General features: G+C 44.2%; 30 protein-coding genes, 5 tRNA genes and 3 rRNA genes. 37 read left to right on the forward strand and 1 reads right to left on the reverse strand.

Annotation, left to right across the window (positions count from 1 at the left end; translation table 11 throughout):
* Window positions 1–2 precede the first annotated feature (2 nt).
* The 6 genes from PH4a_RS07635 (at window position 3) to birA (ending at window position 5,578) form a co-directional block, all read left to right on the forward strand.
* Window positions 3–2,906 (forward strand): 23S ribosomal RNA (locus PH4a_RS07635).
* A 113-nt stretch (window positions 2,907–3,019) separates the two neighbouring features.
* A 5S ribosomal RNA gene (gene rrf, locus PH4a_RS07640) occupies window positions 3,020–3,135 on the forward strand.
* A gap of 45 nt (window positions 3,136–3,180) precedes the next feature.
* A tRNA-Thr gene (locus PH4a_RS07645) sits at window positions 3,181–3,256 on the forward strand.
* Window positions 3,257–3,305: 49 nt separating this feature from the next.
* Window positions 3,306–3,421 (forward strand): 5S ribosomal RNA (gene rrf / locus PH4a_RS07650).
* A gap of 163 nt (window positions 3,422–3,584) precedes the next feature.
* Window positions 3,585–4,619, forward strand: coding sequence for a UDP-N-acetylmuramate dehydrogenase (murB, locus tag PH4a_RS07655; protein ID WP_129038987.1), 1,035 nt, complete (start codon window positions 3,585–3,587; stop codon window positions 4,617–4,619).
* Entirely contained in the window at window positions 4,616–5,578 is a 963-nt protein-coding gene (birA, locus tag PH4a_RS07660; protein WP_129038989.1) for a bifunctional biotin--[acetyl-CoA-carboxylase] ligase/biotin operon repressor BirA, read from the forward strand. The genes murB and birA overlap by 4 nt, the downstream gene beginning before the upstream one ends.
* Before the next feature lie 105 nt (window positions 5,579–5,683).
* Here birA and coaA read toward each other — a convergent pair whose 3' ends face one another.
* Window positions 5,684–6,631 (reverse strand): type I pantothenate kinase, encoded by a 948-nt coding sequence (gene coaA / locus PH4a_RS07665; protein WP_129038991.1) that lies wholly within the window; start codon window positions 6,629–6,631, stop codon window positions 5,684–5,686.
* Between the two features lie 435 nt (window positions 6,632–7,066).
* Between coaA and PH4a_RS07670 the strand changes: the two genes are divergently transcribed.
* The 31 genes from PH4a_RS07670 to rpsM all read left to right on the forward strand — a co-directional run bounded on the left by PH4a_RS07670 (window position 7,067) and on the right by rpsM (window position 21,216).
* Window positions 7,067–7,142, forward strand: a tRNA-Thr gene (locus PH4a_RS07670).
* A gap of 13 nt (window positions 7,143–7,155) precedes the next feature.
* Window positions 7,156–7,240 (forward strand) — tRNA-Tyr (locus PH4a_RS07675).
* A gap of 82 nt (window positions 7,241–7,322) precedes the next feature.
* A tRNA-Gly gene (locus PH4a_RS07680) sits at window positions 7,323–7,397 on the forward strand.
* A 5-nt stretch (window positions 7,398–7,402) separates the two neighbouring features.
* Window positions 7,403–7,478: transfer RNA gene (locus tag PH4a_RS07685), tRNA-Thr, on the forward strand.
* Window positions 7,479–7,602: 124 nt separating this feature from the next.
* The gene (tuf, locus tag PH4a_RS07690) at window positions 7,603–8,787 is read left to right on the forward strand and encodes an elongation factor Tu (protein WP_129038369.1); all 1,185 of its coding nucleotides are present in this window, start codon (window positions 7,603–7,605) and stop codon (window positions 8,785–8,787) included.
* A 144-nt stretch (window positions 8,788–8,931) separates the two neighbouring features.
* Entirely contained in the window at window positions 8,932–9,129 is a 198-nt protein-coding gene (gene bfd, locus PH4a_RS07695) for a bacterioferritin-associated ferredoxin (RefSeq protein ID WP_129038993.1), read from the forward strand.
* Between the two features lie 77 nt (window positions 9,130–9,206).
* Complete coding sequence (gene bfr, locus PH4a_RS07700) at window positions 9,207–9,680, forward strand: bacterioferritin (protein WP_129038995.1); 474 nt, start codon at window positions 9,207–9,209, stop codon at window positions 9,678–9,680.
* Between the two features lie 360 nt (window positions 9,681–10,040).
* Window positions 10,041–10,352, forward strand: coding sequence for a 30S ribosomal protein S10 (gene rpsJ, locus PH4a_RS07705; protein WP_001181005.1), 312 nt, complete (start codon window positions 10,041–10,043; stop codon window positions 10,350–10,352).
* Window positions 10,353–10,384: 32 nt separating this feature from the next.
* Window positions 10,385–11,014, forward strand: coding sequence for a 50S ribosomal protein L3 (gene rplC, locus PH4a_RS07710; RefSeq protein WP_129038997.1), 630 nt, complete (start codon window positions 10,385–10,387; stop codon window positions 11,012–11,014).
* Window positions 11,015–11,030: 16 nt separating this feature from the next.
* A complete protein-coding gene (gene rplD / locus PH4a_RS07715) occupies window positions 11,031–11,636 on the forward strand; it encodes a 50S ribosomal protein L4 (protein ID WP_064718506.1) in 606 nt (201 codons plus the stop codon).
* Window positions 11,633–11,935, forward strand: coding sequence for a 50S ribosomal protein L23 (gene rplW / locus PH4a_RS07720; RefSeq protein WP_066749755.1), 303 nt, complete (start codon window positions 11,633–11,635; stop codon window positions 11,933–11,935). Before rplD ends, rplW begins: the two co-directional genes overlap by 4 nt.
* 19 nt (window positions 11,936–11,954) lie before the next feature.
* On the forward strand, window positions 11,955–12,779 hold the full coding sequence (gene rplB / locus PH4a_RS07725; protein ID WP_064718508.1) for a 50S ribosomal protein L2: 825 nt from the start codon (window positions 11,955–11,957) through the stop codon (window positions 12,777–12,779).
* Window positions 12,780–12,793: 14 nt separating this feature from the next.
* Window positions 12,794–13,072: a 30S ribosomal protein S19 gene (gene rpsS / locus PH4a_RS07730; RefSeq protein ID WP_004246960.1), complete on the forward strand. Its 279-nt coding sequence runs from the start codon at window positions 12,794–12,796 to the stop codon at window positions 13,070–13,072.
* 14 nt (window positions 13,073–13,086) lie between these two features.
* Window positions 13,087–13,419, forward strand: coding sequence for a 50S ribosomal protein L22 (gene rplV, locus PH4a_RS07735; protein ID WP_064718509.1), 333 nt, complete (start codon window positions 13,087–13,089; stop codon window positions 13,417–13,419).
* 17 nt (window positions 13,420–13,436) lie between these two features.
* Window positions 13,437–14,138, forward strand: a complete 702-nt coding sequence (gene rpsC / locus PH4a_RS07740) for a 30S ribosomal protein S3 (RefSeq protein WP_064718510.1) — start codon at window positions 13,437–13,439, stop codon at window positions 14,136–14,138.
* 12 nt (window positions 14,139–14,150) lie between these two features.
* Entirely contained in the window at window positions 14,151–14,561 is a 411-nt protein-coding gene (rplP, locus tag PH4a_RS07745) for a 50S ribosomal protein L16 (protein WP_006535500.1), read from the forward strand.
* Window positions 14,561–14,752 carry a 50S ribosomal protein L29 gene (gene rpmC / locus PH4a_RS07750; protein WP_064718511.1) on the forward strand — a complete coding sequence of 64 codons (192 nt, stop codon included), beginning with the start codon at window positions 14,561–14,563 and terminating at the stop codon, window positions 14,750–14,752. The genes rplP and rpmC overlap by 1 nt, the downstream gene beginning before the upstream one ends.
* Window positions 14,752–15,006: a 30S ribosomal protein S17 gene (rpsQ, locus tag PH4a_RS07755; RefSeq protein ID WP_023583468.1), complete on the forward strand. Its 255-nt coding sequence runs from the start codon at window positions 14,752–14,754 to the stop codon at window positions 15,004–15,006. The genes rpmC and rpsQ overlap by 1 nt, the downstream gene beginning before the upstream one ends.
* A gap of 176 nt (window positions 15,007–15,182) precedes the next feature.
* On the forward strand, window positions 15,183–15,554 hold the full coding sequence (gene rplN / locus PH4a_RS07760) for a 50S ribosomal protein L14 (RefSeq protein WP_004246955.1): 372 nt from the start codon (window positions 15,183–15,185) through the stop codon (window positions 15,552–15,554).
* A gap of 10 nt (window positions 15,555–15,564) precedes the next feature.
* A complete protein-coding gene (rplX, locus tag PH4a_RS07765) occupies window positions 15,565–15,879 on the forward strand; it encodes a 50S ribosomal protein L24 (RefSeq protein WP_064718513.1) in 315 nt (104 codons plus the stop codon).
* A gap of 13 nt (window positions 15,880–15,892) precedes the next feature.
* The gene (gene rplE, locus PH4a_RS07770) at window positions 15,893–16,432 is read left to right on the forward strand and encodes a 50S ribosomal protein L5 (RefSeq protein ID WP_064718514.1); all 540 of its coding nucleotides are present in this window, start codon (window positions 15,893–15,895) and stop codon (window positions 16,430–16,432) included.
* A 12-nt stretch (window positions 16,433–16,444) separates the two neighbouring features.
* Window positions 16,445–16,750: a 30S ribosomal protein S14 gene (gene rpsN / locus PH4a_RS07775; protein WP_006535503.1), complete on the forward strand. Its 306-nt coding sequence runs from the start codon at window positions 16,445–16,447 to the stop codon at window positions 16,748–16,750.
* Window positions 16,751–16,782: 32 nt separating this feature from the next.
* Window positions 16,783–17,175, forward strand: coding sequence for a 30S ribosomal protein S8 (rpsH, locus tag PH4a_RS07780; protein WP_004246950.1), 393 nt, complete (start codon window positions 16,783–16,785; stop codon window positions 17,173–17,175).
* Window positions 17,176–17,189: 14 nt separating this feature from the next.
* A complete protein-coding gene (gene rplF, locus PH4a_RS07785) occupies window positions 17,190–17,723 on the forward strand; it encodes a 50S ribosomal protein L6 (protein WP_064718515.1) in 534 nt (177 codons plus the stop codon).
* A gap of 9 nt (window positions 17,724–17,732) precedes the next feature.
* Window positions 17,733–18,086, forward strand: a complete 354-nt coding sequence (rplR, locus tag PH4a_RS07790) for a 50S ribosomal protein L18 (RefSeq protein ID WP_064718516.1) — start codon at window positions 17,733–17,735, stop codon at window positions 18,084–18,086.
* Window positions 18,087–18,100: 14 nt separating this feature from the next.
* Window positions 18,101–18,601 (forward strand): 30S ribosomal protein S5, encoded by a 501-nt coding sequence (gene rpsE, locus PH4a_RS07795; RefSeq protein ID WP_023583472.1) that lies wholly within the window; start codon window positions 18,101–18,103, stop codon window positions 18,599–18,601.
* Window positions 18,602–18,606: 5 nt separating this feature from the next.
* Complete coding sequence (rpmD, locus tag PH4a_RS07800; protein WP_036914634.1) at window positions 18,607–18,786, forward strand: 50S ribosomal protein L30; 180 nt, start codon at window positions 18,607–18,609, stop codon at window positions 18,784–18,786.
* A 3-nt stretch (window positions 18,787–18,789) separates the two neighbouring features.
* A complete protein-coding gene (gene rplO / locus PH4a_RS07805; RefSeq protein ID WP_064718517.1) occupies window positions 18,790–19,224 on the forward strand; it encodes a 50S ribosomal protein L15 in 435 nt (144 codons plus the stop codon).
* A gap of 7 nt (window positions 19,225–19,231) precedes the next feature.
* Window positions 19,232–20,554 (forward strand): preprotein translocase subunit SecY, encoded by a 1,323-nt coding sequence (gene secY / locus PH4a_RS07810; RefSeq protein WP_006535510.1) that lies wholly within the window; start codon window positions 19,232–19,234, stop codon window positions 20,552–20,554.
* Between the two features lie 42 nt (window positions 20,555–20,596).
* Window positions 20,597–20,713 carry a 50S ribosomal protein L36 gene (gene rpmJ, locus PH4a_RS07815; protein WP_071788572.1) on the forward strand — a complete coding sequence of 39 codons (117 nt, stop codon included), beginning with the start codon at window positions 20,597–20,599 and terminating at the stop codon, window positions 20,711–20,713.
* Between the two features lie 146 nt (window positions 20,714–20,859).
* The gene (gene rpsM / locus PH4a_RS07820; protein ID WP_004249689.1) at window positions 20,860–21,216 is read left to right on the forward strand and encodes a 30S ribosomal protein S13; all 357 of its coding nucleotides are present in this window, start codon (window positions 20,860–20,862) and stop codon (window positions 21,214–21,216) included.
* Window positions 21,217–21,225: the final 9 nt, after the last annotated feature.

Consider the following 21,225-nt stretch of genomic DNA (forward strand, 5'->3'; position numbering starts at 1 on the left):
GAGGTTAAGCGAATAAGCGTACACGGTGGATGCCTAGGCAATCAGAGGCGATGAAGGACGTGCTAATCTGCGATAAGCGTCGGTAAGGTGATATGAACCGTTATAACCGACGATTTCCGAATGGGGAAACCCAATATCCAATGGATATTATCATTACGTGAATACATAGCGTAATGAAGCGAACCGGGAGAACTGAAACATCTCAGTACCCCGAGGAAAAGAAATCAACCGAGATTCCCCTAGTAGCGGCGAGCGAACGGGGAACAGCCCAGAGTCTTAATCAATAGCAGCATCAGGAGAACGGTCTGGAAAGTCCGGCAGTAAAGGGTGATAGCCCCGTATCTGAAGATGCTGTTATTGTGAACTCGACGAGTAGGGCGGGACACGTGTTATCCTGTCTGAATATGGGGGGACCATCCTCCAAGGCTAAATACTCCTGATTGACCGATAGTGAACCAGTACCGTGAGGGAAAGGCGAAAAGAACCCCGGCGAGGGGAGTGAAAAAGAACCTGAAACCGTGTACGTACAAGCAGTAGGAGCCTCTTTTATGGGGTGACTGCGTACCTTTTGTATAATGGGTCAGCGACTTATATTCTGTAGCAAGGTTAACCGTATAGGGGAGCCGTAGGGAAACCGAGTCTTAACTGGGCGAATGAGTTGCAGGGTATAGACCCGAAACCCGGTGATCTATCCATGGGCAGGTTGAAGGTTGGGTAACACTAACTGGAGGACCGAACCGACTAATGTTGAAAAATTAGCGGATGACTTGTGGATGGGGGTGAAAGGCCAATCAAACCGGGAGATAGCTGGTTCTCCCCGAAAGCTATTTAGGTAGCGCCTCGTGAACTCATCTTCGGGGGTAGAGCACTGTTTCGACTAGGGGGTCATCCCGACTTACCAACTCGATGCAAACTGCGAATACCGAAGAATGTTATCACGGGAGACACACGGCGGGTGCTAACGTCCGTCGTGAAGAGGGAAACAACCCAGACCGCCAGCTAAGGTCCCAAAGTCATGGTTAAGTGGGAAACGAAGTGGGAAGGCTCAGACAGCCAGGATGTTGGCTTAGAAGCAGCCATCATTTAAAGAAAGCGTAATAGCTCACTGGTCGAGTCGGCCCGCGCGGAAGATGTAACGGGGCTAAACCATGCACCGAAGCTGCGGCAGCGACACTTAGGTGTTGTTGGGTAGGGGAGCGTTCTGTAAGCCTGCGAAGGTGTGCTGTGAGGCATGCTGGAGGTATCAGAAGTGCGAATGCTGACATAAGTAACGATAATGCGGGTGAAAAACCCGCACGCCGGAAGACCAAGGGTTCCTGTCCAACGTTAATCGGGGCAGGGTGAGTCGACCCCTAAGGCGAGGCTGAAAAGCGTAGTCGATGGGAAACGGGTTAATATTCCCGTACTGGTGGTAACTGCGATGGGGGAACGGAGAAGGCTAGGTTGTCCGGGCGACGGTCGTCCCGGTTCAAGCATGTAGGCAGAGTGATTAGGCAAATCCGGTCACTTAATGCTGAGGTGTGATGACGAACCACTAAGGTGGTGAAGCAATTGATGCCCTGCTTCCAGGAAAAGCCTCTAAGCTTCAGGTTACCAACAATCGTACCCCAAACCGACACAGGTGGTCAGGTAGAGAATACTCAGGCGCTTGAGAGAACTCGGGTGAAGGAACTAGGCAAAATGGTGCCGTAACTTCGGGAGAAGGCACGCTGGCGGTAAGTGAAGTCCCTGCGGACGGAGCCGAAGCCAGTCGAAGATACCAGCTGGCTGCAACTGTTTATTAAAAACACAGCACTGTGCAAACACGAAAGTGGACGTATACGGTGTGACGCCTGCCCGGTGCTGGAAGGTTAATTGATGGGGTTATCCTTAGGGAGAAGCTCTTGATCGAAGCCCCAGTAAACGGCGGCCGTAACTATAACGGTCCTAAGGTAGCGAAATTCCTTGTCGGGTAAGTTCCGACCTGCACGAATGGCGTAATGATGGCCAGGCTGTCTCCACCCGAGACTCAGTGAAATTGAACTCGCTGTGAAGATGCAGTGTACCCGCGGCAAGACGGAAAGACCCCGTGAACCTTTACTATAGCTTGACACTGAACATTGAGCCTTGATGTGTAGGATAGGTGGGAGACTTTGAAGTGTGGACGCCAGTCTGCATGGAGTCAACCTTGAAATACCACCCTTTAACGTTTGATGTTCTAACCTAGGTCCATAATCTGGATCGGGGACCGTGTCTGGTGGGTAGTTTGACTGGGGCGGTCTCCTCCTAAAGAGTAACGGAGGAGCACGAAGGTTGGCTAAGCATGGTCGGACATCATGCGGTTAGTGCAAAGGCATAAGCCAGCTTGACTGTGAGAGTGACGGCTCGAGCAGGTACGAAAGTAGGTCTTAGTGATCCGGTGGTTCTGAATGGAAGGGCCATCGCTCAACGGATAAAAGGTACTCCGGGGATAACAGGCTGATACCGCCCAAGAGTTCATATCGACGGCGGTGTTTGGCACCTCGATGTCGGCTCATCACATCCTGGGGCTGAAGTAGGTCCCAAGGGTATGGCTGTTCGCCATTTAAAGTGGTACGCGAGCTGGGTTTAGAACGTCGTGAGACAGTTCGGTCCCTATCTGCCGTGGGCGTTGGAAGATTGAGAGGGGTTGCTCCTAGTACGAGAGGACCGGAGTGAACGCACCACTGGTGTTCGGGTTGTCATGCCAATGGCATTGCCCGGTAGCTAAGTGCGGAAGAGATAACCGCTGAAAGCATCTAAGCGGGAAACTTGCCTCGAGATGAGTCTTCCCTGTCACCTTGAGTGACCTAAAGGAACGTTTAAGACTAAGACGTTGATAGGCTGGGTGTGTAAGCGTAGCGATACGTTGAGCTAACCAGTACTAATGAACCGTGAGGCTTAACCTGACAACACCGAAGGTGTTTTGTCTGAGAGACAAAATTTGATGAAGTAAGCTTGTTTAAGATTGAATTACTGGTTACGCAGAGAGATTGGCGTAACGGGTAATAAACAGAATTTGCTTGGCGGCCATAGCGCAGCGGTCCCACCTGATCCCATGCCGAACTCAGAAGTGAAACGTTGTAGCGCCGATGGTAGTGTGGGGTCTCCCCATGTGAGAGTAGGGAACTGCCAGGCATTAAATTTTAGGCTGTGTCAGCCGGTGACAATAAGCCACTAGTTGCTGATATGGCTCAGTTGGTAGAGCACACCCTTGGTAAGGGTGAGGTCCCCAGTTCGAATCTGGGTATCAGCACCATAAGAATTTATATAACTAAATAAACAGATAGTTATAGATACCGAATTTGCTTGGCGGCCATAGCGCAGCGGTCCCACCTGATCCCATGCCGAACTCAGAAGTGAAACGTTGTAGCGCCGATGGTAGTGTGGGGTCTCCCCATGTGAGAGTAGGGAACTGCCAGGCATTAAATAAGACGAAAAAGCCAACCCACTGGGTTGGCTTTTTTGCGTTTATAGTATTATTTAAATAGCGATATAACAGCTTATCCCTAATCACTTATCACTTTGCTATCCTCAATGATAGTTGGCTGTTAAACTAAGCCATCAGCTAAATGAGGTAGACTTTCATGAAAGAATCGGTTTCATTGCAAGCATTTAATACATTTGGTTTGAGAGCAAAAGCTTACCAAATAGAAACTGCAAATAATAAAGATGAGCTCTGTACATATTGGCTACATGCCCAGGATCAAAAATTACCAACGCTTATTTTAGGCAGTGGTAGTAATGTTCTGTTTATTGAAGATTTCAATGGTATTGTTATTCGTAATTGTATTTCTGGCATTGAAATTACTGAAGATGAACAATATTGGTATATTCATGCTGGAGCAGGTGAAAATTGGCATGAACTTATTGAATTTTTATTAGAAAAGAATATTTACGGGTTAGAAAACTTAGCATTGATCCCTGGCAATGTTGGTTCTGCTCCAATTCAGAATATTGGGGCATATGGCAAAGAGCTAAAAGATGTTTGCGCTTATGTTGATATTGTTGAATTAAGTACTGGTAATATTAGCCGATTAACAAATAAAGAGTGCCAATTTGGTTACCGTGATAGCATCTTCAAACATCATTACCAACAAGGCTTCGCTATTATTTCAGTCGGTTTTTTACTAAGTAAAAAATGGGAACCTATTTTGACTTATGGCGATTTAGTTAAATTACCGCCAGAAACAGTCACGCCTAGAGAGGTATTTGAATCAGTATGCCTAATGCGTACAAGTAAATTACCCAATCCAGCAGTAACAGGTAATGCAGGCAGTTTTTTCAAAAACCCTGTTGTTGATATACGTACCGCTCAACATTTAAAAAATGAATTCCCATTTTGTCCTCAGTATGTGCAATCTAATGGCGTTAAACTGGCAGCAGGCTGGCTTATTGATCAATGTGGTTTAAAAGGCTTTCAATTAGGCGGAGCCTCGGTTCATCTTAAACAAGCATTAGTTCTTATTAATACCACGGGTACTGCAAGTGGAGAGGATATCGTCAAGTTGGCAGCCTATATTCGTCAAAAGGTATCTGAACGTTTTGGTGTGCAATTAGAACCAGAAGTTCGCTTTATTGGCCAATATGGTGAAATCAATGCTGTGGATGCAATTTCATGAAAGATATACCAACTCCTTTATTATTAATTGAAATTCTTGCTGATGGACAGATCCACTCTGGTGAGCAACTGGGTGAATATTTAGGGATGTCTCGAGCTGGCATTAATAAACATATCCAAACGTTGCGTAGTTGGGGAATAGAAATCCAGACTGTTGCAGGTAAGGGGTATCAATTAGATGCACCTATGAATTTGCTGAGCAATGATAGAGTTAATCAAAATATTAAAGGTAATCCTGCTCAGGTCATTCCTGTTATTGATTCTACTAACCAATATTTAATTCAACGTATTGCAGAGTTAAAGTCCGGCGATGTCTGTATTGCTGAATATCAATCTGCAGGTCGTGGAAGAAGAGGGCGTCAGTGGATCTCTCCTTTTGGCCGAAACTTATATTTAAGTATGTATTGGAAGCTTGAACAGGGACCTGCTGCGGCAATAGGCTTAAGCTTAGTTGTTGGTGTTATTTTAGCCGAAGTGTTGAAAAAGCTTGGTGCAGATGGTGTTAAAGTAAAATGGCCTAATGATCTCTATTTAAATGATAAAAAACTTTCGGGTATTCTTGTTGAATTAACGGGAAAAACTGGTGATGTTGCTCATATTGTCACGGGTATTGGTATCAATATTTCCATGAGCAAAAATCAAAATGAAGCGATTAATCAACAGTGGGTTAATTTAGAGCAAGTTGGAATAAAAATTGATAGAAATAATCTTGCTTGTGAAATTACTAATGCGTTAAGAGAGGCATTTGTTCAATTTGAAAAACAAGGGCTTTCAGTATTTATTGAACGCTGGAAAAGTTTAGATAATTTTATGAATAGAAAGGTTAAGCTTATTATTGGTGAAAAGGAAATTTTTGGCATTGCAAAAGGAATAAATGAGCAGGGTGCACTTCTTTTAGAGCAAGATAATCAAATTACCCCCTATATTGGTGGTGAAATATCGCTTCGCGGTATACGGTGATTTTTTACTTCATTGAAATAGCTATGCACTTAAAAGAAGGCATAGCTATTTTTTTATCTGACAGGCTAAAATTTATTTTAATATATTCGTAAGGATTGATAACTATTACTTACGTAATCGAACGTTGGTAATAGTATGATTCTCACCCTTGGTCATGATCAAACTTGCTCTTTCTTTTGTTGGTAAAATATTTTCTTTAAGGTTAAGGCCGTTAATTTCTTGCCAAATCGAAGTAGCAATTTCAATAGACTCTTCTTTGCTTAATTTAGAGTAATTATTAAAATACGATTCAGGATCGGTAAATGCGCCTTCTCTAAATTTTAAAAAGCGACTGATATACCAGTGCTTTAATAATTCTTCATCTGCATCAACATAAATTGAAAAGTCGACATAGTCTGATACAAAGACATTATGTGGATCATGAGGATAATCTTGATTACTCTGTAATACATTAAGTCCTTCAAGAATTAAAATATCAGGCTGTTCAATAACCTGTTTTTTATCAGGAAGAATGTCATAAACTAAGTGAGAATAAACAGGTGCTGTAACCTGTTTTTTGCCTGACTTAATATCTGAAACAAAAGAAACAAGACTATGCATATCATAGGATTCAGGAAATCCTTTTTTCTTCATTATGCCGCGTTTCTTTAATTCAGCATTGGGTAATAAAAATCCATCAGTTGTAATTAAATCAACCTTACGATGTTCAGGCCAGCGTGTTAAAAGCGCTTGGAGTAAGCGAGCTGTTGTGCTTTTACCCACAGCAACACTACCTGCTATACCGATGATATAAGGTATTTTGGCACTATTAGTACCAAGAAACTGCTCTAAGACAGCTTGACGGCGCAAATTTGAGCTAATGTAAAAGTTTAGCAACCTAGATAATGGAAGATAAATTTCAATAACATCATCAATAGAGATTTCTTCATTAATCCCTTTAAGATCTGCTATTTCTTTTTCTGTTAGCGTTAAAGGAACTGAATCTCTTAACGTTGCCCACTGTTTTCTGTCAAATTCTAAATAAGGGGTTATAAAGCGTTCTTTGTTATTCATAAGCCAACATCTGCCTAATATTCGCAGGTTGGACAGGCTGTTTAAAACACCCGTATCCGATAAAAAATAAACAGCATCATAGCGAGTGAACTCTCTTAGGCGTAGATATATTTTAATTTTTTTATGCTTTTTTTGACGCGAACTGAATAAATTTATAAAAAAAGTACAAAAAATAGACATAAAATTTATTTTTTAGCGTAGAATAATTAAGTATTATTAATTTTTTTCAAAAAAACATTTATCGATGAAAAAAATGAGAAAGTAAAACAGATTTAAATCTTAATCTGTCTTGTTCGTGGTGCTGTCATTTTGGTCGTTTTTTTCCTAAAAAATCAACAATCCATGCAAAAGTGAACAAAATCTAAGCAAAAGAACAAATATCGCAATTTTTTTGTTGCATCATGATGAAACTCCTCCTAGAATGCGCACCACTTAGCCGGCATAGCTCAGTTGGTAGAGCAACTGACTTGTAATCAGTAGGTCCCGAGTTCGACTCTTGGTGCCGGCACCATAAAAATTTAGTTGGTGGGATACCCAAGCGGCCAAAGGGAGCAGACTGTAAATCTGCCGTCACAGACTTCGAAGGTTCGAATCCTTCTCCCACCACCATTAATTCCTAACTTAAGTGTTTTCAAATACTAAACACTTGAGTAGAATACAAAGCTGATTTTAAGTCAGGTAGCCGAGTTCTGCGGGCATCGTATAATGGCTATTACCTCAGCCTTCCAAGCTGATGATGCGGGTTCGATTCCCGCTGCCCGCTCCAGATGTGCTGATATAGCTCAGTTGGTAGAGCGCACCCTTGGTAAGGGTGAGGTCGGCAGTTCGAATCTGCCTATCAGCACCATTCCTTCATGTTCTTGCCTCCCTGATAAAAAATCTTAACAAGCAATAGCGACTAGCTAATTTTATATTACTGCTTGGTTGATGTGGTGTAACCACCGATTCCGTGTCTTAGAGGGACAATTTAAATGTCTAAAGAAAAATTTGAACGTTCAAAACCGCACGTTAACGTTGGTACTATCGGCCACGTTGACCACGGTAAAACAACTCTGACTGCTGCAATCACTACAGTTTTAGCTAAAACTTACGGTGGTGCTGCTCGTGCATTCGATCAAATCGATAACGCACCAGAAGAAAAAGCTCGTGGTATCACCATCTCTACTTCACACGTAGAATATGACACCCCAAGCCGTCACTACGCGCACGTAGACTGCCCAGGTCACGCCGACTATGTTAAAAACATGATCACTGGTGCTGCGCAAATGGATGGCGCTATCCTGGTTGTTGCTGCGACTGATGGTCCAATGCCACAAACTCGTGAGCACATCCTGTTAGGTCGCCAGGTTGGTGTTCCTTACATCATCGTATTCCTGAACAAATGTGACATGGTTGATGATGAAGAACTGCTGGAATTAGTAGAAATGGAAGTTCGTGAACTTCTGTCTCAGTACGATTTCCCAGGTGATGACACTCCAGTAATCCGTGGTTCAGCGCTGAAAGCACTGGAAGGCGAAGCTGAGTGGGAAGCACAAATTGTTAAATTAGCAGAAGCACTGGATTCTTACATCCCAGAACCAGAGCGTGCAATTGACAAACCATTCCTGCTGCCTATCGAAGACGTATTCTCAATCTCTGGTCGTGGTACAGTAGTAACCGGCCGTGTAGAGCGTGGTGTTGTTAAAGTTGGTGAAGAAGTTGAGATTGTTGGTATTAAAGACACAGTTAAAACAACTTGTACTGGCGTTGAAATGTTCCGTAAATTACTTGACGAAGGTCGTGCAGGTGAGAACGTAGGTGTTCTTCTGCGTGGTACTAAACGTGAAGAAATCGAACGTGGACAAGTACTGGCTAAACCAGGTTCAATCAAGCCACACACTAAATTCGAATCAGAAGTTTATATCCTGAGCAAAGATGAAGGTGGTCGTCACACTCCATTCTTCAAAGGTTACCGTCCACAGTTCTACTTCCGTACAACTGACGTAACTGGTACTATCGAATTACCAGAAGGCGTAGAAATGGTAATGCCAGGTGACAACATCAACATGATCGTTGAACTGATTCACCCTATCGCGATGGACGACGGTTTACGTTTCGCTATCCGTGAAGGTGGCCGTACAGTAGGCGCAGGTGTTGTTGCTAAAGTATTAAGTTAATTTCTAACTTATTGCTTGAAAAGGGCATCGAATGATGCCCTTTTTTGTTTTTATTTATTGATTAATAAACACTCAAATAAGAATTGAAATCATAACAATTATCATTTACTATCTTAATGTATAGTAGTTAATGAGGTTGTTATTATGTATGTTTGTCTCTGTCACGGTGTTAGTGATAAAAAAATCCTATCAACTATCCATCAGCATCAAATTCGTACTATTAATGAATTACGCCAAATTCTTCCTGTTGGGAGTTGCTGTGGTAAGTGCATACGTCAAACCCGTCAATTAATCGATAATGAGCAGCCTGCCCTTTATTCTCAAATTTCTGAAGTTGCATAACAAAATTTAGCATTCCTTTCTCTCCTCTTGATTCAAACGGTCTACACTAAAAAGACTGGAAGCAAAGGAGCGTAAAAATGAAAGGTGATAAAAAAATGATAGCCCACCTTAATAAATTATTAGGTGGTGAGCTTGTTGCAATAAATCAGTACTTCTTACATGCCCGAATGTTTAAAAACTGGGGGCTAACTCGTCTGAATGAAATGGAATACCATGAATCCATCGATGAAATGAAACATGCTGATAGATATATTGAGCGTATTTTATTTTTAGAAGGTCTGCCTAATTTACAAGATTTAGGTAAGCTCAATATTGGTGAAGATGTTGGAGAGATGCTACGTTCTGATTTGGAGCTGGAATTAGGCGGTGCAAAAGATCTTCGTGAAGCTATTGCTTATGCTGATTCAATTCATGATTATGTTAGCCGCGACCTCATGCTGGAAATCTTAACAGATGAAGAAGGGCATATTGATTGGATTGAAACTCAACTAGAATTAATTGAGAAGTTGGGAATTCAAAATTATCTTCAAGCACAGATTATTGAAGAATAATAATATCTATCAAATAGTGAAAAAGAAAAACACCCATTGTTATGCTATTATTTTAGCTAATAATAATATTCATTTCCAGAAGCAGCTTCGGCTGCTTTTTCTTTTTATTTAGAAAATAAAATAAACTTTTATCGCTGTTTTTTTATTCTCAGCTTGATTTCATCTCTAAGGCAAGTATAATGCGCAGGCTCACTGATTTAGTGAGGCTGATTTATCAGCTAATGCAGATTTTACATTGCATTAAATATAATACTCCCAATTGGGGAGTTATATGCAGAACGATTACACTCTCTCATCAATCGAAATGGGTACGAGTAGTGATCATTTACGTTTATAAAAAATAGTTGGAGCTCTGGTCTCATGCAGAACCAAAGAATCCGTATCCGCCTGAAAGCTTTTGATCATCGTCTGATTGATCAATCAACTGCGGAAATCGTAGAGACTGCTAAGCGCACTGGTGCGCAAGTTCGTGGTCCAATCCCACTGCCGACTCGCAAAGAGCGTTTCACAGTGTTGATTTCTCCGCACGTTAATAAAGATGCGCGTGATCAGTATGAAATTCGCACTCACAAACGTCTGGTTGACATCGTTGAGCCAACCGAGAAAACCGTTGATGCTCTGATGCGTCTGGATCTGGCTGCCGGCGTAGACGTGCAGATCAGCCTAGGTTAATCAGGTCATCAAGCGATTGAGAGGTTGAAACAATGATTGGTTTAGTCGGTAAAAAAGTAGGAATGACTCGTGTCTTCACTGAAGATGGCGTTTCAATCCCTGTAACTGTTATCGAAATTGAAAACAACCGTGTGACTCAGGTCAGAGATCTGGAGAAAGACGGTTATCGCGCCATTCAGGTAACTACTGGTAGCAAAAAAGCTAACCGTGTACTGAAACCTGAAGCTGGCCATTTTGCTAAAGCTGGTGTTGAAGCTGGCCGCTTACTGCGTGAATTCCGTCTGAGTGAAGGCGAAGAATACACTGCGGGTCAAAGCATTAGTGTAGAAATTTTCGCTGACGTTAAAAAAGTCGACGTTACTGGAACATCTAAAGGTAAAGGTTTTGCTGGTACTGTAAAGCGCTGGAACTTCCGTACTCAAGATGCTACCCATGGTAACTCCTTGTCTCACCGTGTTCCGGGTTCTATCGGTCAGAACCAGACTCCGGGTAAGGTGTTTAAAGGCAAGAAAATGGCAGGTCAACTGGGTAACGAACAAGTTACCGTTCAGAGCCTGGAAGTAGTACGTGTTGACGCTGAGCGCAACCTGCTGCTGGTCAAAGGTGCTGTTCCAGGTGCAACTGGCAGTGACCTGATCGTTAAACCAGCTGTCAAGGCGTAACGTCGAGGAGATAGGAATGGAATTGGTAATGAAAGACGCGCAAGGCGCGCTGACTGTTTCCGAAACTACCTTCGGGCGTGACTTTAACGAAGCGCTTGTGCACCAAGTAGTCGTTGCATACGCTGCTGGTGCTCGTCAAGGTACTCGTGCTCAGAAAACCCGTGCTGAAGTTTCTGGTTCAGGCAAAAAGCCATGGCGCCAGAAAGGTACAGGTCGCGCACGTTCAGGTTCAATCAAGAGCCCAATTTGGCGCTCTGGTGGTGTTAGCTTCGCAGCTAAACCACAGGACCACAGTCAAAAAGTAAATAAAAAGATGTACCGCGGTGCTCTTAAGAGCATTCTGTCAGAATTGGTACGTCAAGATCGTCTGATTGTCGTTGAGAAGTTCTCTGTAGAAGCGCCTAAAACTAAGCTGCTGGCACAGAAACTGAAAGATATGGCTCTGGAAGATGTTCTGATTATCACAGCTGAAGTAGATGAAAATCTATATTTAGCAGCACGCAACTTATATAAAGTTGACGTACGTGATGTAGCAACTATCGACCCAGTTAGCTTGATCGCCTTCGACAAAGTCGTCATGACTGCTGACGCTGTGAAGCAAGTTGAGGAGATGCTGGCATGATCCGTGAAGAACGTCTGCTGAAAGTACTGCGCGCGCCGCACGTATCTGAAAAAGCTTCTATCGCGATGGAAAAATCAAACACCATCGTTCTCAAAGTTGCCAAAGACGCGACCAAAGCAGAGATTAAAGCAGCTGTACAAAAACTGTTTGAAGTCGAAGTTGAAAGTGTTAACACTCTGCTAATGAAAGGCAAAGTGAAACGTCACGGTCAGCGTGTTGGTCGTCGTAGCGACTGGAAAAAAGCTTACGTCACCCTGAAGGAAGGCCAGAATTTGGACTTCGTCGGCGGCGCTGAGTAAGTCGGAGGAGTAAAGAACAATGGCAATTGTTAAATGTAAACCTACGTCTCCGGGCCGTCGCCACGTAGTTAAAGTGGTAAACCCAGAGCTGCATAAAGGGAAACCTTATGCACCGTTGCTTGAAAAAAGCAGCAAAACCGGTGGTCGTAACAACAATGGTCGTATCACCACTCGTCATATCGGTGGTGGTCACAAACAGGCTTACCGTATTGTTGACTTTAAACGCAACAAAGATGGTATCCCTGCGACAGTAGAGCGTTTGGAATATGATCCAAACCGTTCAGCAAACATCGCATTAGTGCTGTATGCTGATGGTGAACGTCGCTACATTTTGGCTCCAAAAGGCCTGAAAGCAGGTGATAAAGTTCAGTCTGGCGTTGATGCTACAATCAAAGCTGGTAACACCTTACCAATGCGTAATATCCCGGTTGGTTCTACAGTTCATAACGTAGAAATGAAACCAGGTAAAGGTGGTCAATTAGCTCGTTCAGCTGGTACTTATGTTCAGATCGTTGCTCGTGATGGTGCTTATGTAACTATCCGTCTGCGTTCTGGTGAAATGCGTAAGATCCCTTCTGACTGTCGTGCGACTATCGGTGAAGTTGGTAACTCTGAACATATGTTACGCGTTCTGGGTAAAGCTGGTGCAAGCCGCTGGCGTGGTATTCGCCCTACCGTTCGTGGTACTGCGATGAACCCAGTTGATCACCCACATGGTGGTGGTGAAGGTCGTAACTTTGGTAAACACCCTGTAACACCTTGGGGCGTTCAAACCAAAGGTAAGAAGACTCGTAAAAACAAACGCACTGAACACTTTATCGTTCATCGTCGTACTAAGAAATAATTAGAGGATAAGCCATGCCACGTTCTCTCAAGAAAGGTCCTTTTATTGACCTGCACTTGCTGAAGAAGGTAGAGAAAGCGGTGGAAAGCGGTGACAAAAAGCCTGTTAAGACTTGGTCCCGTCGTTCAACGATCTTTCCTAACATGATCGGTTTGACCATCGCTGTCCATAATGGTCGTCAGCATGTTCCAGTTTACGTTTCCGACGAAATGGTTGGACATAAACTGGGTGAATTCGCGCCGACCCGTACTTATCGCGGTCATGCAGCCGATAAAAAGGCTAAGAAAAAATAAGGTAGGAGGAAGAGATGGAAACTATAGCTATGCATCGCCACGCTCGTTCTTCTGCTCAGAAGGTTCGCCTAGTGGCAGACCTGATTCGCGGTAAGAAAGTGTCGCAAGCTCTGGAAACCCTGACCTATACCAACAAGAAAGCTGCTGGTTTAGTGAAGAAAGTACTTGAGTCTGCTATTGCTAACGCAGAACACAACGATGGCGCTGATATTGATGATCTGAAAGTAGCTAAGATCTTTGTTGACGAAGGTCCTTCTATGAAGCGCATTATGCCTCGTGCAAAAGGCCGTGCAGATCGTATTCTGAAGCGCACCAGCCACATCACTGTGGTTGTGTCTGATCGCTGAGACTCTGGAGACTAGCAATGGGTCAAAAAGTACATCCTAATGGTATCCGCCTTGGCATTGTCAAGCCTTGGAATTCCACATGGTATGCGGGTACCAATGAATTCGCTGACAACCTAGACAGCGATTTTAAAGTGCGCCAGTACTTAACTAAAGAACTGGCAAAAGCATCTGTATCTCGTATCGTTATCGAGCGTCCTGCAAAAAGCATTCGTGTGACTATTCACACTGCTCGCCCAGGCATCGTTATCGGTAAAAAAGGTGAAGATGTTGAAAAACTGCGTAAAAACGTAGCGGAAATCGCTGGCGTTCCTGCGCAAATTAATATCGCCGAAGTACGTAAACCTGAACTAGACGCAAAATTAGTTGCTGACAGCATCACTTCACAGCTGGAACGTCGTGTTATGTTCCGTCGTGCTATGAAGCGTGCAGTACAGAACGCTATGCGTTTGGGCGCTAAAGGTATCAAAGTGGAAGTAAGTGGTCGCTTAGGCGGCGCTGAAATCGCTCGTACTGAATGGTATCGTGAAGGTCGTGTTCCACTGCATACTCTGCGTGCGGATATTGACTACAATACCTCAGAAGCACAAACCACTTATGGTGTGCTCGGCGTTAAGGTATGGATCTTCAAAGGTGAGATCCTGGGTGGTATGGCTGCAGTTGAACAGGCGGAAAAACCGGCTGCTCAACCTAAAAAGCAGCAGCGTAAAGGCCGCAAGTAAGGAGAGTCGCTGATGTTACAACCAAAGCGTACAAAATTCCGTAAAGTGCACAAAGGCCGTAACCGTGGCCTAGCTGCTGGTGCGGATGTAAGCTTCGGGACTTACGGTCTTAAAGCTGTGGGCCGTGGTCGTCTGACTGCACGTCAGATCGAAGCGGCACGTCGTGCAATGACCCGTGCAGTTAAGCGTCAGGGTAAAATCTGGATCCGTGTGTTCCCAGACAAACCAATCACTGAAAAGCCGCTCGAAGTCCGTATGGGTAAAGGTAAAGGTAACGTTGAGTATTGGGTTGCCTTAATCCAGCCAGGTAAAGTCCTGTATGAAATGGATGGTGTGCCTGAAGAACTGGCCCGTGAAGCATTCAAGCTGGCGGCAGCAAAACTGCCTATCAAAACCACCTTTGTAACTAAGACGGTGATGTAATGAAAGCAAAAGAGCTGCGCGAAAAGAGCGTTGAAGAGCTGAACACAGAACTGCTGAACTTACTGCGTGAGCAGTTTAATCTGCGTATGCAGACAGCAAGTGGTCAGTTACAACAGTCTCATCTGTTGAAACAAGTGCGTCGTAATATCGCACGCGTTAAGACTTTACTGACTGAGAAGGCGGGTGCGTAATGACCGATAAAATCCGTACTCTGCAAGGTCGTGTGGTAAGTGACAAAATGGAAAAATCTATTGTTGTTGCTATCGATCGTATGGTGAAACATCCATTATATGGTAAGTTCATCCGTCGTACGACCAAACTGCATGTACATGACGAGAACAACGAATGTGGAATTGGTGACGTAGTAGAAATTCGTCAAACACGTCCACTATCTAAGACTAAGTCTTGGGCGTTAGTTCGCGTTGTAGAAAAAGCTGTTCTGTAATAAAATAGCCTTTTCGTACGAAATAAACGGCTCAAAATTGAACGGGCCGTTTATTTTTTCTGTCCATAGCGAGAATGTGGTGTTATAATGCCGCTCCCTCGTATTATGGGATATTGAACGGCCTCTTCTAATGTGGAAGTGGCTCAGTAGTAGTTGACATTTAGCGGAGCACTAAAATGATCCAAGAACAGACTATGCTGAACGTGGCCGACAACTCCGGTGCACGTCGCGTAATGTGTATCAAGGTTCTAGGTGGCTCGCACCGTCGCTACGCAGATGTAGGTGACATCATCAAAATTACCATCAAGGAAGCAATTCCACGTGGTAAAGTTAAAAAAGGTGATGTACTGAAAGCGGTAGTGGTGCGCACCAAGAAGGGTGTTCGTCGCCCTGACGGTTCTGTCATTCGCTTCGATAGTAATGCTTGTGTATTGTTAAACAACAATAGTGAGCAGGTTATCGGTACGCGTATTTTTGGGCCGGTGACTCGTGAACTTCGTAACGAGAAGTTTATGAAAATTATCTCTCTGGCACCTGAAGTACTCTAAGGAGCAGGCAATGGCAGCGAAAATCCGTCGTGAAGACGAAGTTATCGTGCTAACTGGGAAAGACAAAGGTAAGCGCGGTAAAGTAAAACAGGTTCTTTCTTCTGGTAAAGTTATCGTTGAAGGTATCAATCTGGTTAAAAAACATCAGAAGCCAGTCCCGGCTCTGAATCAACCAGGTGGCATCGTTGAAAAAGAAGCTGCAATTCAAGTTTCTAACGTTGCACTCTTCAATGCGGCAACCGGCAAGGCTGACCGTGTAGGTTTTAGATTCGAAGACGGCAAAAAAGTCCGTTTCTTCAAGTCTAATAAAGAAACTATCAAGTAATTTGGAGTATACGATGGCGAAACTGCATGATTACTACAAAGACGAGGTAGTCCAAAAACTGATGACTCAGTTTGGTTACCATTCTGTCATGCAAGTCCCTCGGGTCGAGAAGATCACCCTGAATATGGGTGTTGGTGAAGCGATTGTTGATAAAAAACTGCTGGATAATGCAGCAGCTGATTTAGCAGCAATCTCAGGTCAAAAACCTTTGATCACCAAAGCACGCAAATCTGTTGCAGGCTTCAAAATCCGTCAGGGCTATCCGATCGGCTGTAAAGTGACCCTGCGTGGCGAACGCATGTGGGAGTTCCTTGAACGTCTGATCTCTATTGCTGTACCACGTATCCGTGACTTCCGTGGTTTGTCCGCTAAATCATTTGATGGACGTGGTAATTACAGCATGGGTGTACGTGAACAAATCATCTTCCCTGAAATCGATTACGATAAAGTGGATCGTGTTCGTGGTTTGGATATTACCATTACTACGACTGCGGGTTCTGATGATGAAGGTCGCGCACTGTTAGCAGCGTTTAACTTCCCGTTCCGCAAGTAAGGCAGGGCATTCATGGCTAAGAAATCTATGAAAGCACGTGATGTAAAACGTGCGAATTTAGCTGAGAAATTCTTCGCAAAACGCGCAGAACTGAAAGCTATCGTTTCGGATGTAAACGTATCTGATGAAGATCGTTGGAATGCTGTTCTGAAACTGCAAACTATGCCACGTGATTCAAGTCCTTCACGCCAGCGTAACCGCTGCCGTCAAACTGGACGTCCGCACGGTTTCCTGCGGAAATTTGGCCTAAGCCGTATTAAAGTCCGTGAAGCCGCAATGCGCGGTGAAATCCCGGGCCTTAGAAAGGCTAGTTGGTAATTACCATAATTGAATCACGGGAGTAAAGACAGATGAGCATGCAAGATCCCATCGCGGATATGCTGACCCGTATCCGTAACGGTCAGGCCGCGAACAAAGTTGCGGTCACAATGCCTTCCTCCAAGCTGAAAGTGGCGATTGCCAACGTGCTTAAGGAAGAAGGTTATATCGAAGATTTTAAAATTGAAGGCGACACTAAGCCAGAATTGGAAATCACTTTAAAATATTTCCAAGGTAAGGCTGTAGTAGAAAGCATTCAGCGCGTAAGCCGCCCAAGTCTGCGCATCTATAAAAGAAAAGATGAGCTGCCACAAGTTATGGCAGGACTGGGTATCGCTGTTGTTTCTACCTCAAAAGGTGTTATGACTGATCGTGCAGCTCGCCAAGCAGGTCTTGGTGGCGAGATTATCTGCTACGTAGCTTAATTCGGGAGGAAAGAATGTCTCGTGTGGCAAAAGCACCCGTCGTCATTCCTGCCGGCGTAGAGGTTAAACTCAACGGTCAGGTAATTACGATAAAGGGTAAAAACGGCGAGCTTACTCGTACTATCCACAATGCAGTTGAAATTCAACATGCTGACAACCAATTAACTTTCGCACCTCGTGAAGGTTATGCAGATGCATGGGCACAGGCGGGTACTACTCGTTCTCTGTTAAATGCAATGGTTGTGGGTGTTACCGAAGGCTTCACTAAAAAACTGCAACTGGTTGGTGTAGGTTATCGTGCGTCTATTAAAGGCAATGCAGTTAACTTAGCAGTTGGTTTTTCACATCCAGTGGAACACGAACTGCCAGCAGGCATCACTGCAGAATGTCCATCACAAACTGAAATCGTACTGAAAGGTGCTGATAAGCAAGTGATTGGTCAAGTAGCAGCAGAACTGCGTGCCTACCGTCGCCCTGAACCTTATAAAGGTAAAGGTATTCGTTACGCCGACGAAGTTGTGCGTATCAAAGAGGCTAAGAAGAAGTAAGGTAACACTATGGATAAGAAAGCAGCTCGTATCCGTCGTGCGACCCGCGCACGCCGCAAGCTCCAGGAACTGGGTGCGACTCGCCTGGTGGTACATCGTACCCCTCGCCATATTTATGCGCAGGTTATTGCACCAAACGGTTCTGAAACTTTGGTGGCCGCTTCTACTACAGAAAAAGCTATCATTGAGCAACTGAAAAACACTGGAAACAAAGACGCCGCAGCAGTAGTTGGTAAAATTGTTGCTGAACGTGCACTGGAAAAAGGTATCAAAGTAGTATCATTTGACCGTTCCGGTTTCCAATATCATGGTCGAGTCCAGGCACTGGCAGATGCTGCCCGTGAAGCTGGCCTTCAGTTCTAAGGTAGGAGTGTAAGATGGCTCACATCGAGAAACAAGCTGGCGAACTGCAGGAAAAGCTGATCGCGGTAAACCGCGTATCTAAAACCGTTAAAGGTGGTCGTATTTTTAGCTTCACCGCACTTACAGTTGTTGGTGATGGCAATGGCCGCGTTGGTTTTGGATATGGCAAAGCTCGCGAAGTTCCGGCAGCAATCCAGAAAGCGATGGAAAAAGCCCGTCGCAATATGAAAACCGTCGCTTTAAACAACGGTACTCTGTTCCACCCTGTAAAAGGTACCCACACAGGTTCTCGCGTATTTATGCAGCCTGCTCACGAAGGTACTGGTATTATCGCAGGTGGTGCAATGCGTGCAGTTCTAGAAGTGGCTGGCGTTCGTAACGTACTGGCTAAAACCTATGGTTCCACAAACCCGATTAACGTGGTTCGTGCAACACTGGACGCTTTAGATAGCATGAAGTCTCCAGATATGGTCGCAGCTAAGCGTGGTAAATCCGTTGAAGAAATTCTGGGGTAATGACCATGGCTAAGACTATTAAAATTACTCAAACACGCAGCTTAATCGGCCGTCTGCCTAAACATAAGGCAACTATGACTGGTTTAGGACTGCGTCGCATCGGTCACACTGTAGAACGCGAAGATACACCAGCGGTTCGCGGTATGATCAACTTGGTTTCCTATATGGTTAAAGTTGAGGAGTAAGAGATGCGTTTAAATACTCTGTCTCCGGCTGAAGGTGCCAAGCATGCGCCTAAACGTGTAGGTCGTGGTATCGGTTCTGGCTTAGGTAAAACTGGCGGCCGTGGTCACAAAGGTCAGAAGTCTCGTTCTGGCGGTGGCGTACGTCGTGGTTTTGAAGGCGGCCAGATGCCTTTATATCGTCGTTTACCAAAATTTGGTTTTACTTCACGTAAATCATTCGTGACTGCGGAAATCCGTCTGTCTGATTTGGCTTATGTTGAAGGCGATGTAATCGATCTGAATGCACTGAAAGCCGCAAACGTTGTTGGCCCACAGATTGAATATGCAAAAGTTATTCTTTCTGGTGAGGTTAACCGTGCAGTGACTATTCGTGGTCTGCGTGTTACCAAAGGTGCCCGTGCAGCAATCGAATCAGCTGGCGGTAAAATTGAGGAATAAGTGACAGATGGCTAAACAACCAGGGTTAGATTTCCAGAGTGCTAAAGGTGGTGTAGGTGAACTAAAACGCAGACTTCTGTTTGTTCTTGGTGCACTAATTGTCTTTAGGATTGGCTCTTTTATTCCTATCCCTGGTATTGATGCCACTGTGCTTGCCAAATTGCTCGATCAGCAAAAAGGCACCATCATTGAAATGTTTAATATGTTCTCTGGTGGTGCTCTTAGCCGTGCTTCTATCTTTGCGCTGGGTATCATGCCTTATATTTCGGCATCGATTATTATCCAACTTTTATCAGTGGTTAACCCTCGGTTAGCAGAGATTAAGAAGGAAGGGGAGGCCGGTCGTCGTAAGATCAGCCAGTATACCCGTTATGGTACTTTGGTGCTGGCGATATTCCAATCAATTGGTATCGCAACCGGCTTACCGAATATGCCAGGTATGCAAGGTCTAGTGATTAACCCAGGTCTTCCATTCTATATTACGGCTGTTGTTAGCTTAGTCACCGGAACTATGTTCCTTATGTGGTTGGGTGAGCAAATCACTGAACGTGGTATTGGTAACGGTATCTCAATTATTATCTTTGCAGGTATCGTTGCAGGCCTTCCGCCTGCCATTGGTCAAACCATCGAGCAGGCACGGCAAGGCGAACTGCACTTCCTCCTGTTATTGTTGGTTGCAGTATTGGTGTTCGCGGTAACTTTCTTTGTTGTTTTTGTAGAAAGAGGACAACGACGTATCGTTGTTAACTATGCAAAACGTCAACAAGGGCGTAGAATATACGCGGCACAAAGTACACATCTACCACTTAAAGTAAATATGGCGGGTGTTATTCCAGCAATTTTTGCTTCAAGTATTATCCTGTTTCCTGGTACAATAACCTCTTGGTTTGGCGATGGTACAGGATGGGGTTGGCTGACAACGATTTCATTGAATCTACAGCCTGGTCAACCTATTTATGTGTTACTATACGCTGCTGCAATCATATTCTTCTGTTTCTTCTATACGGCGTTGGTTTTCAACCCAAGAGAGACGGCAGATAACCTGAAGAAGTCCGGTGCATTTGTACCAGGAATTCGCCCGGGAGAGCAGACGGCTAAATATATAGATAAAGTAATGACTCGTTTAACCTTAATCGGTGCGTTGTATATTACCTTTATCTGTCTCATCCCGGAGTTCATGCGTGACGCAATGAAAGTACCTTTCTATTTTGGTGGTACTTCCCTCTTAATCGTGGTTGTGGTCATCATGGATTTTATGGCTCAAGTGCAAACTCTTCTGATGTCAAGTCAGTATGAGTCTGCATTGAAAAAAGCAAACCTTAAAGGTTAATTACTGCTAAGTAGTTTGTTTTAGAAGTTACGGAGAGTAAAAATGAAAGTTCGTGCTTCCGTCAAGAAAATGTGCCGTAACTGCAAAATTGTTAGACGTCACGGTCACGTGCGTGTAATTTGCAGCGTCGAGCCTAAGCATAAACAGCGTCAAGGCTAATTTATTGCATTTTTTTCTTGCAAAGTTCGGTTGAGCTGGCTAAATTAGCCAGCCCAATCTTTTATAATATGTACAGTATTGTTTGAGTATCCTGAAAACGGGCTTTTCAGAATAGTACTGTATAACTGCTAATTTAGGAGTGCATAGTGGCCCGTATAGCAGGCATTAACATTCCTGATCATAAACATACCGTAATCGCTTTAACATCGATTTACGGCATCGGTAAGACTCGTTCACAGGCTATCTGTGAAGCAACGGGTATTGCTGAAAATGTTAAGATCAGTGAGCTGTCTGAAGAGCAAATCGACAAGCTGCGTGACGAAGTTGCCAAATACGTTGTAGAAGGTGATCTACGTCGTGAAGTTACCCTGAGCATCAAACGTCTGATGGATCTTGGTACTTATCGTGGTTTACGTCATCGTCGTGGTCTACCAGTTCGCGGTCAGCGTACTAAGACCAATGCACGTACCCGTAAGGGTCCGCGTAAGCCGATCAAGAAATAATCGGGGTAT

The organism is Proteus hauseri (assembly GCF_004116975.1).
Taxonomy (GTDB): Bacteria; Pseudomonadota; Gammaproteobacteria; order Enterobacterales; family Enterobacteriaceae; genus Proteus; species Proteus hauseri.

Coding starts and splice junctions, on each gene's coding strand:
- murB (WP_129038987.1), top strand. CDS start 3,585: ATGAAAGAATCGGTTTCATTGCAAGCATTTAATACATTTGGTTTGAGA.
- birA (WP_129038989.1), top strand. CDS start 4,616: ATGAAAGATATACCAACTCCTTTATTATTAATTGAAATTCTTGCTGAT.
- coaA (WP_129038991.1), bottom strand. CDS start 6,631: ATGAATAACAAAGAACGCTTTATAACCCCTTATTTAGAATTTGACAGA.
- tuf (WP_129038369.1), top strand. CDS start 7,603: ATGTCTAAAGAAAAATTTGAACGTTCAAAACCGCACGTTAACGTTGGT.
- bfd (WP_129038993.1), top strand. CDS start 8,932: ATGTATGTTTGTCTCTGTCACGGTGTTAGTGATAAAAAAATCCTATCA.
- bfr (WP_129038995.1), top strand. CDS start 9,207: ATGAAAGGTGATAAAAAAATGATAGCCCACCTTAATAAATTATTAGGT.
- rpsJ (WP_001181005.1), top strand. CDS start 10,041: ATGCAGAACCAAAGAATCCGTATCCGCCTGAAAGCTTTTGATCATCGT.
- rplC (WP_129038997.1), top strand. CDS start 10,385: ATGATTGGTTTAGTCGGTAAAAAAGTAGGAATGACTCGTGTCTTCACT.
- rplD (WP_064718506.1), top strand. CDS start 11,031: ATGGAATTGGTAATGAAAGACGCGCAAGGCGCGCTGACTGTTTCCGAA.
- rplW (WP_066749755.1), top strand. CDS start 11,633: ATGATCCGTGAAGAACGTCTGCTGAAAGTACTGCGCGCGCCGCACGTA.
- rplB (WP_064718508.1), top strand. CDS start 11,955: ATGGCAATTGTTAAATGTAAACCTACGTCTCCGGGCCGTCGCCACGTA.
- rpsS (WP_004246960.1), top strand. CDS start 12,794: ATGCCACGTTCTCTCAAGAAAGGTCCTTTTATTGACCTGCACTTGCTG.
- rplV (WP_064718509.1), top strand. CDS start 13,087: ATGGAAACTATAGCTATGCATCGCCACGCTCGTTCTTCTGCTCAGAAG.
- rpsC (WP_064718510.1), top strand. CDS start 13,437: ATGGGTCAAAAAGTACATCCTAATGGTATCCGCCTTGGCATTGTCAAG.
- rplP (WP_006535500.1), top strand. CDS start 14,151: ATGTTACAACCAAAGCGTACAAAATTCCGTAAAGTGCACAAAGGCCGT.
- rpmC (WP_064718511.1), top strand. CDS start 14,561: ATGAAAGCAAAAGAGCTGCGCGAAAAGAGCGTTGAAGAGCTGAACACA.
- rpsQ (WP_023583468.1), top strand. CDS start 14,752: ATGACCGATAAAATCCGTACTCTGCAAGGTCGTGTGGTAAGTGACAAA.
- rplN (WP_004246955.1), top strand. CDS start 15,183: ATGATCCAAGAACAGACTATGCTGAACGTGGCCGACAACTCCGGTGCA.
- rplX (WP_064718513.1), top strand. CDS start 15,565: ATGGCAGCGAAAATCCGTCGTGAAGACGAAGTTATCGTGCTAACTGGG.
- rplE (WP_064718514.1), top strand. CDS start 15,893: ATGGCGAAACTGCATGATTACTACAAAGACGAGGTAGTCCAAAAACTG.
- rpsN (WP_006535503.1), top strand. CDS start 16,445: ATGGCTAAGAAATCTATGAAAGCACGTGATGTAAAACGTGCGAATTTA.
- rpsH (WP_004246950.1), top strand. CDS start 16,783: ATGAGCATGCAAGATCCCATCGCGGATATGCTGACCCGTATCCGTAAC.
- rplF (WP_064718515.1), top strand. CDS start 17,190: ATGTCTCGTGTGGCAAAAGCACCCGTCGTCATTCCTGCCGGCGTAGAG.
- rplR (WP_064718516.1), top strand. CDS start 17,733: ATGGATAAGAAAGCAGCTCGTATCCGTCGTGCGACCCGCGCACGCCGC.
- rpsE (WP_023583472.1), top strand. CDS start 18,101: ATGGCTCACATCGAGAAACAAGCTGGCGAACTGCAGGAAAAGCTGATC.
- rpmD (WP_036914634.1), top strand. CDS start 18,607: ATGGCTAAGACTATTAAAATTACTCAAACACGCAGCTTAATCGGCCGT.
- rplO (WP_064718517.1), top strand. CDS start 18,790: ATGCGTTTAAATACTCTGTCTCCGGCTGAAGGTGCCAAGCATGCGCCT.
- secY (WP_006535510.1), top strand. CDS start 19,232: ATGGCTAAACAACCAGGGTTAGATTTCCAGAGTGCTAAAGGTGGTGTA.
- rpmJ (WP_071788572.1), top strand. CDS start 20,597: ATGAAAGTTCGTGCTTCCGTCAAGAAAATGTGCCGTAACTGCAAAATT.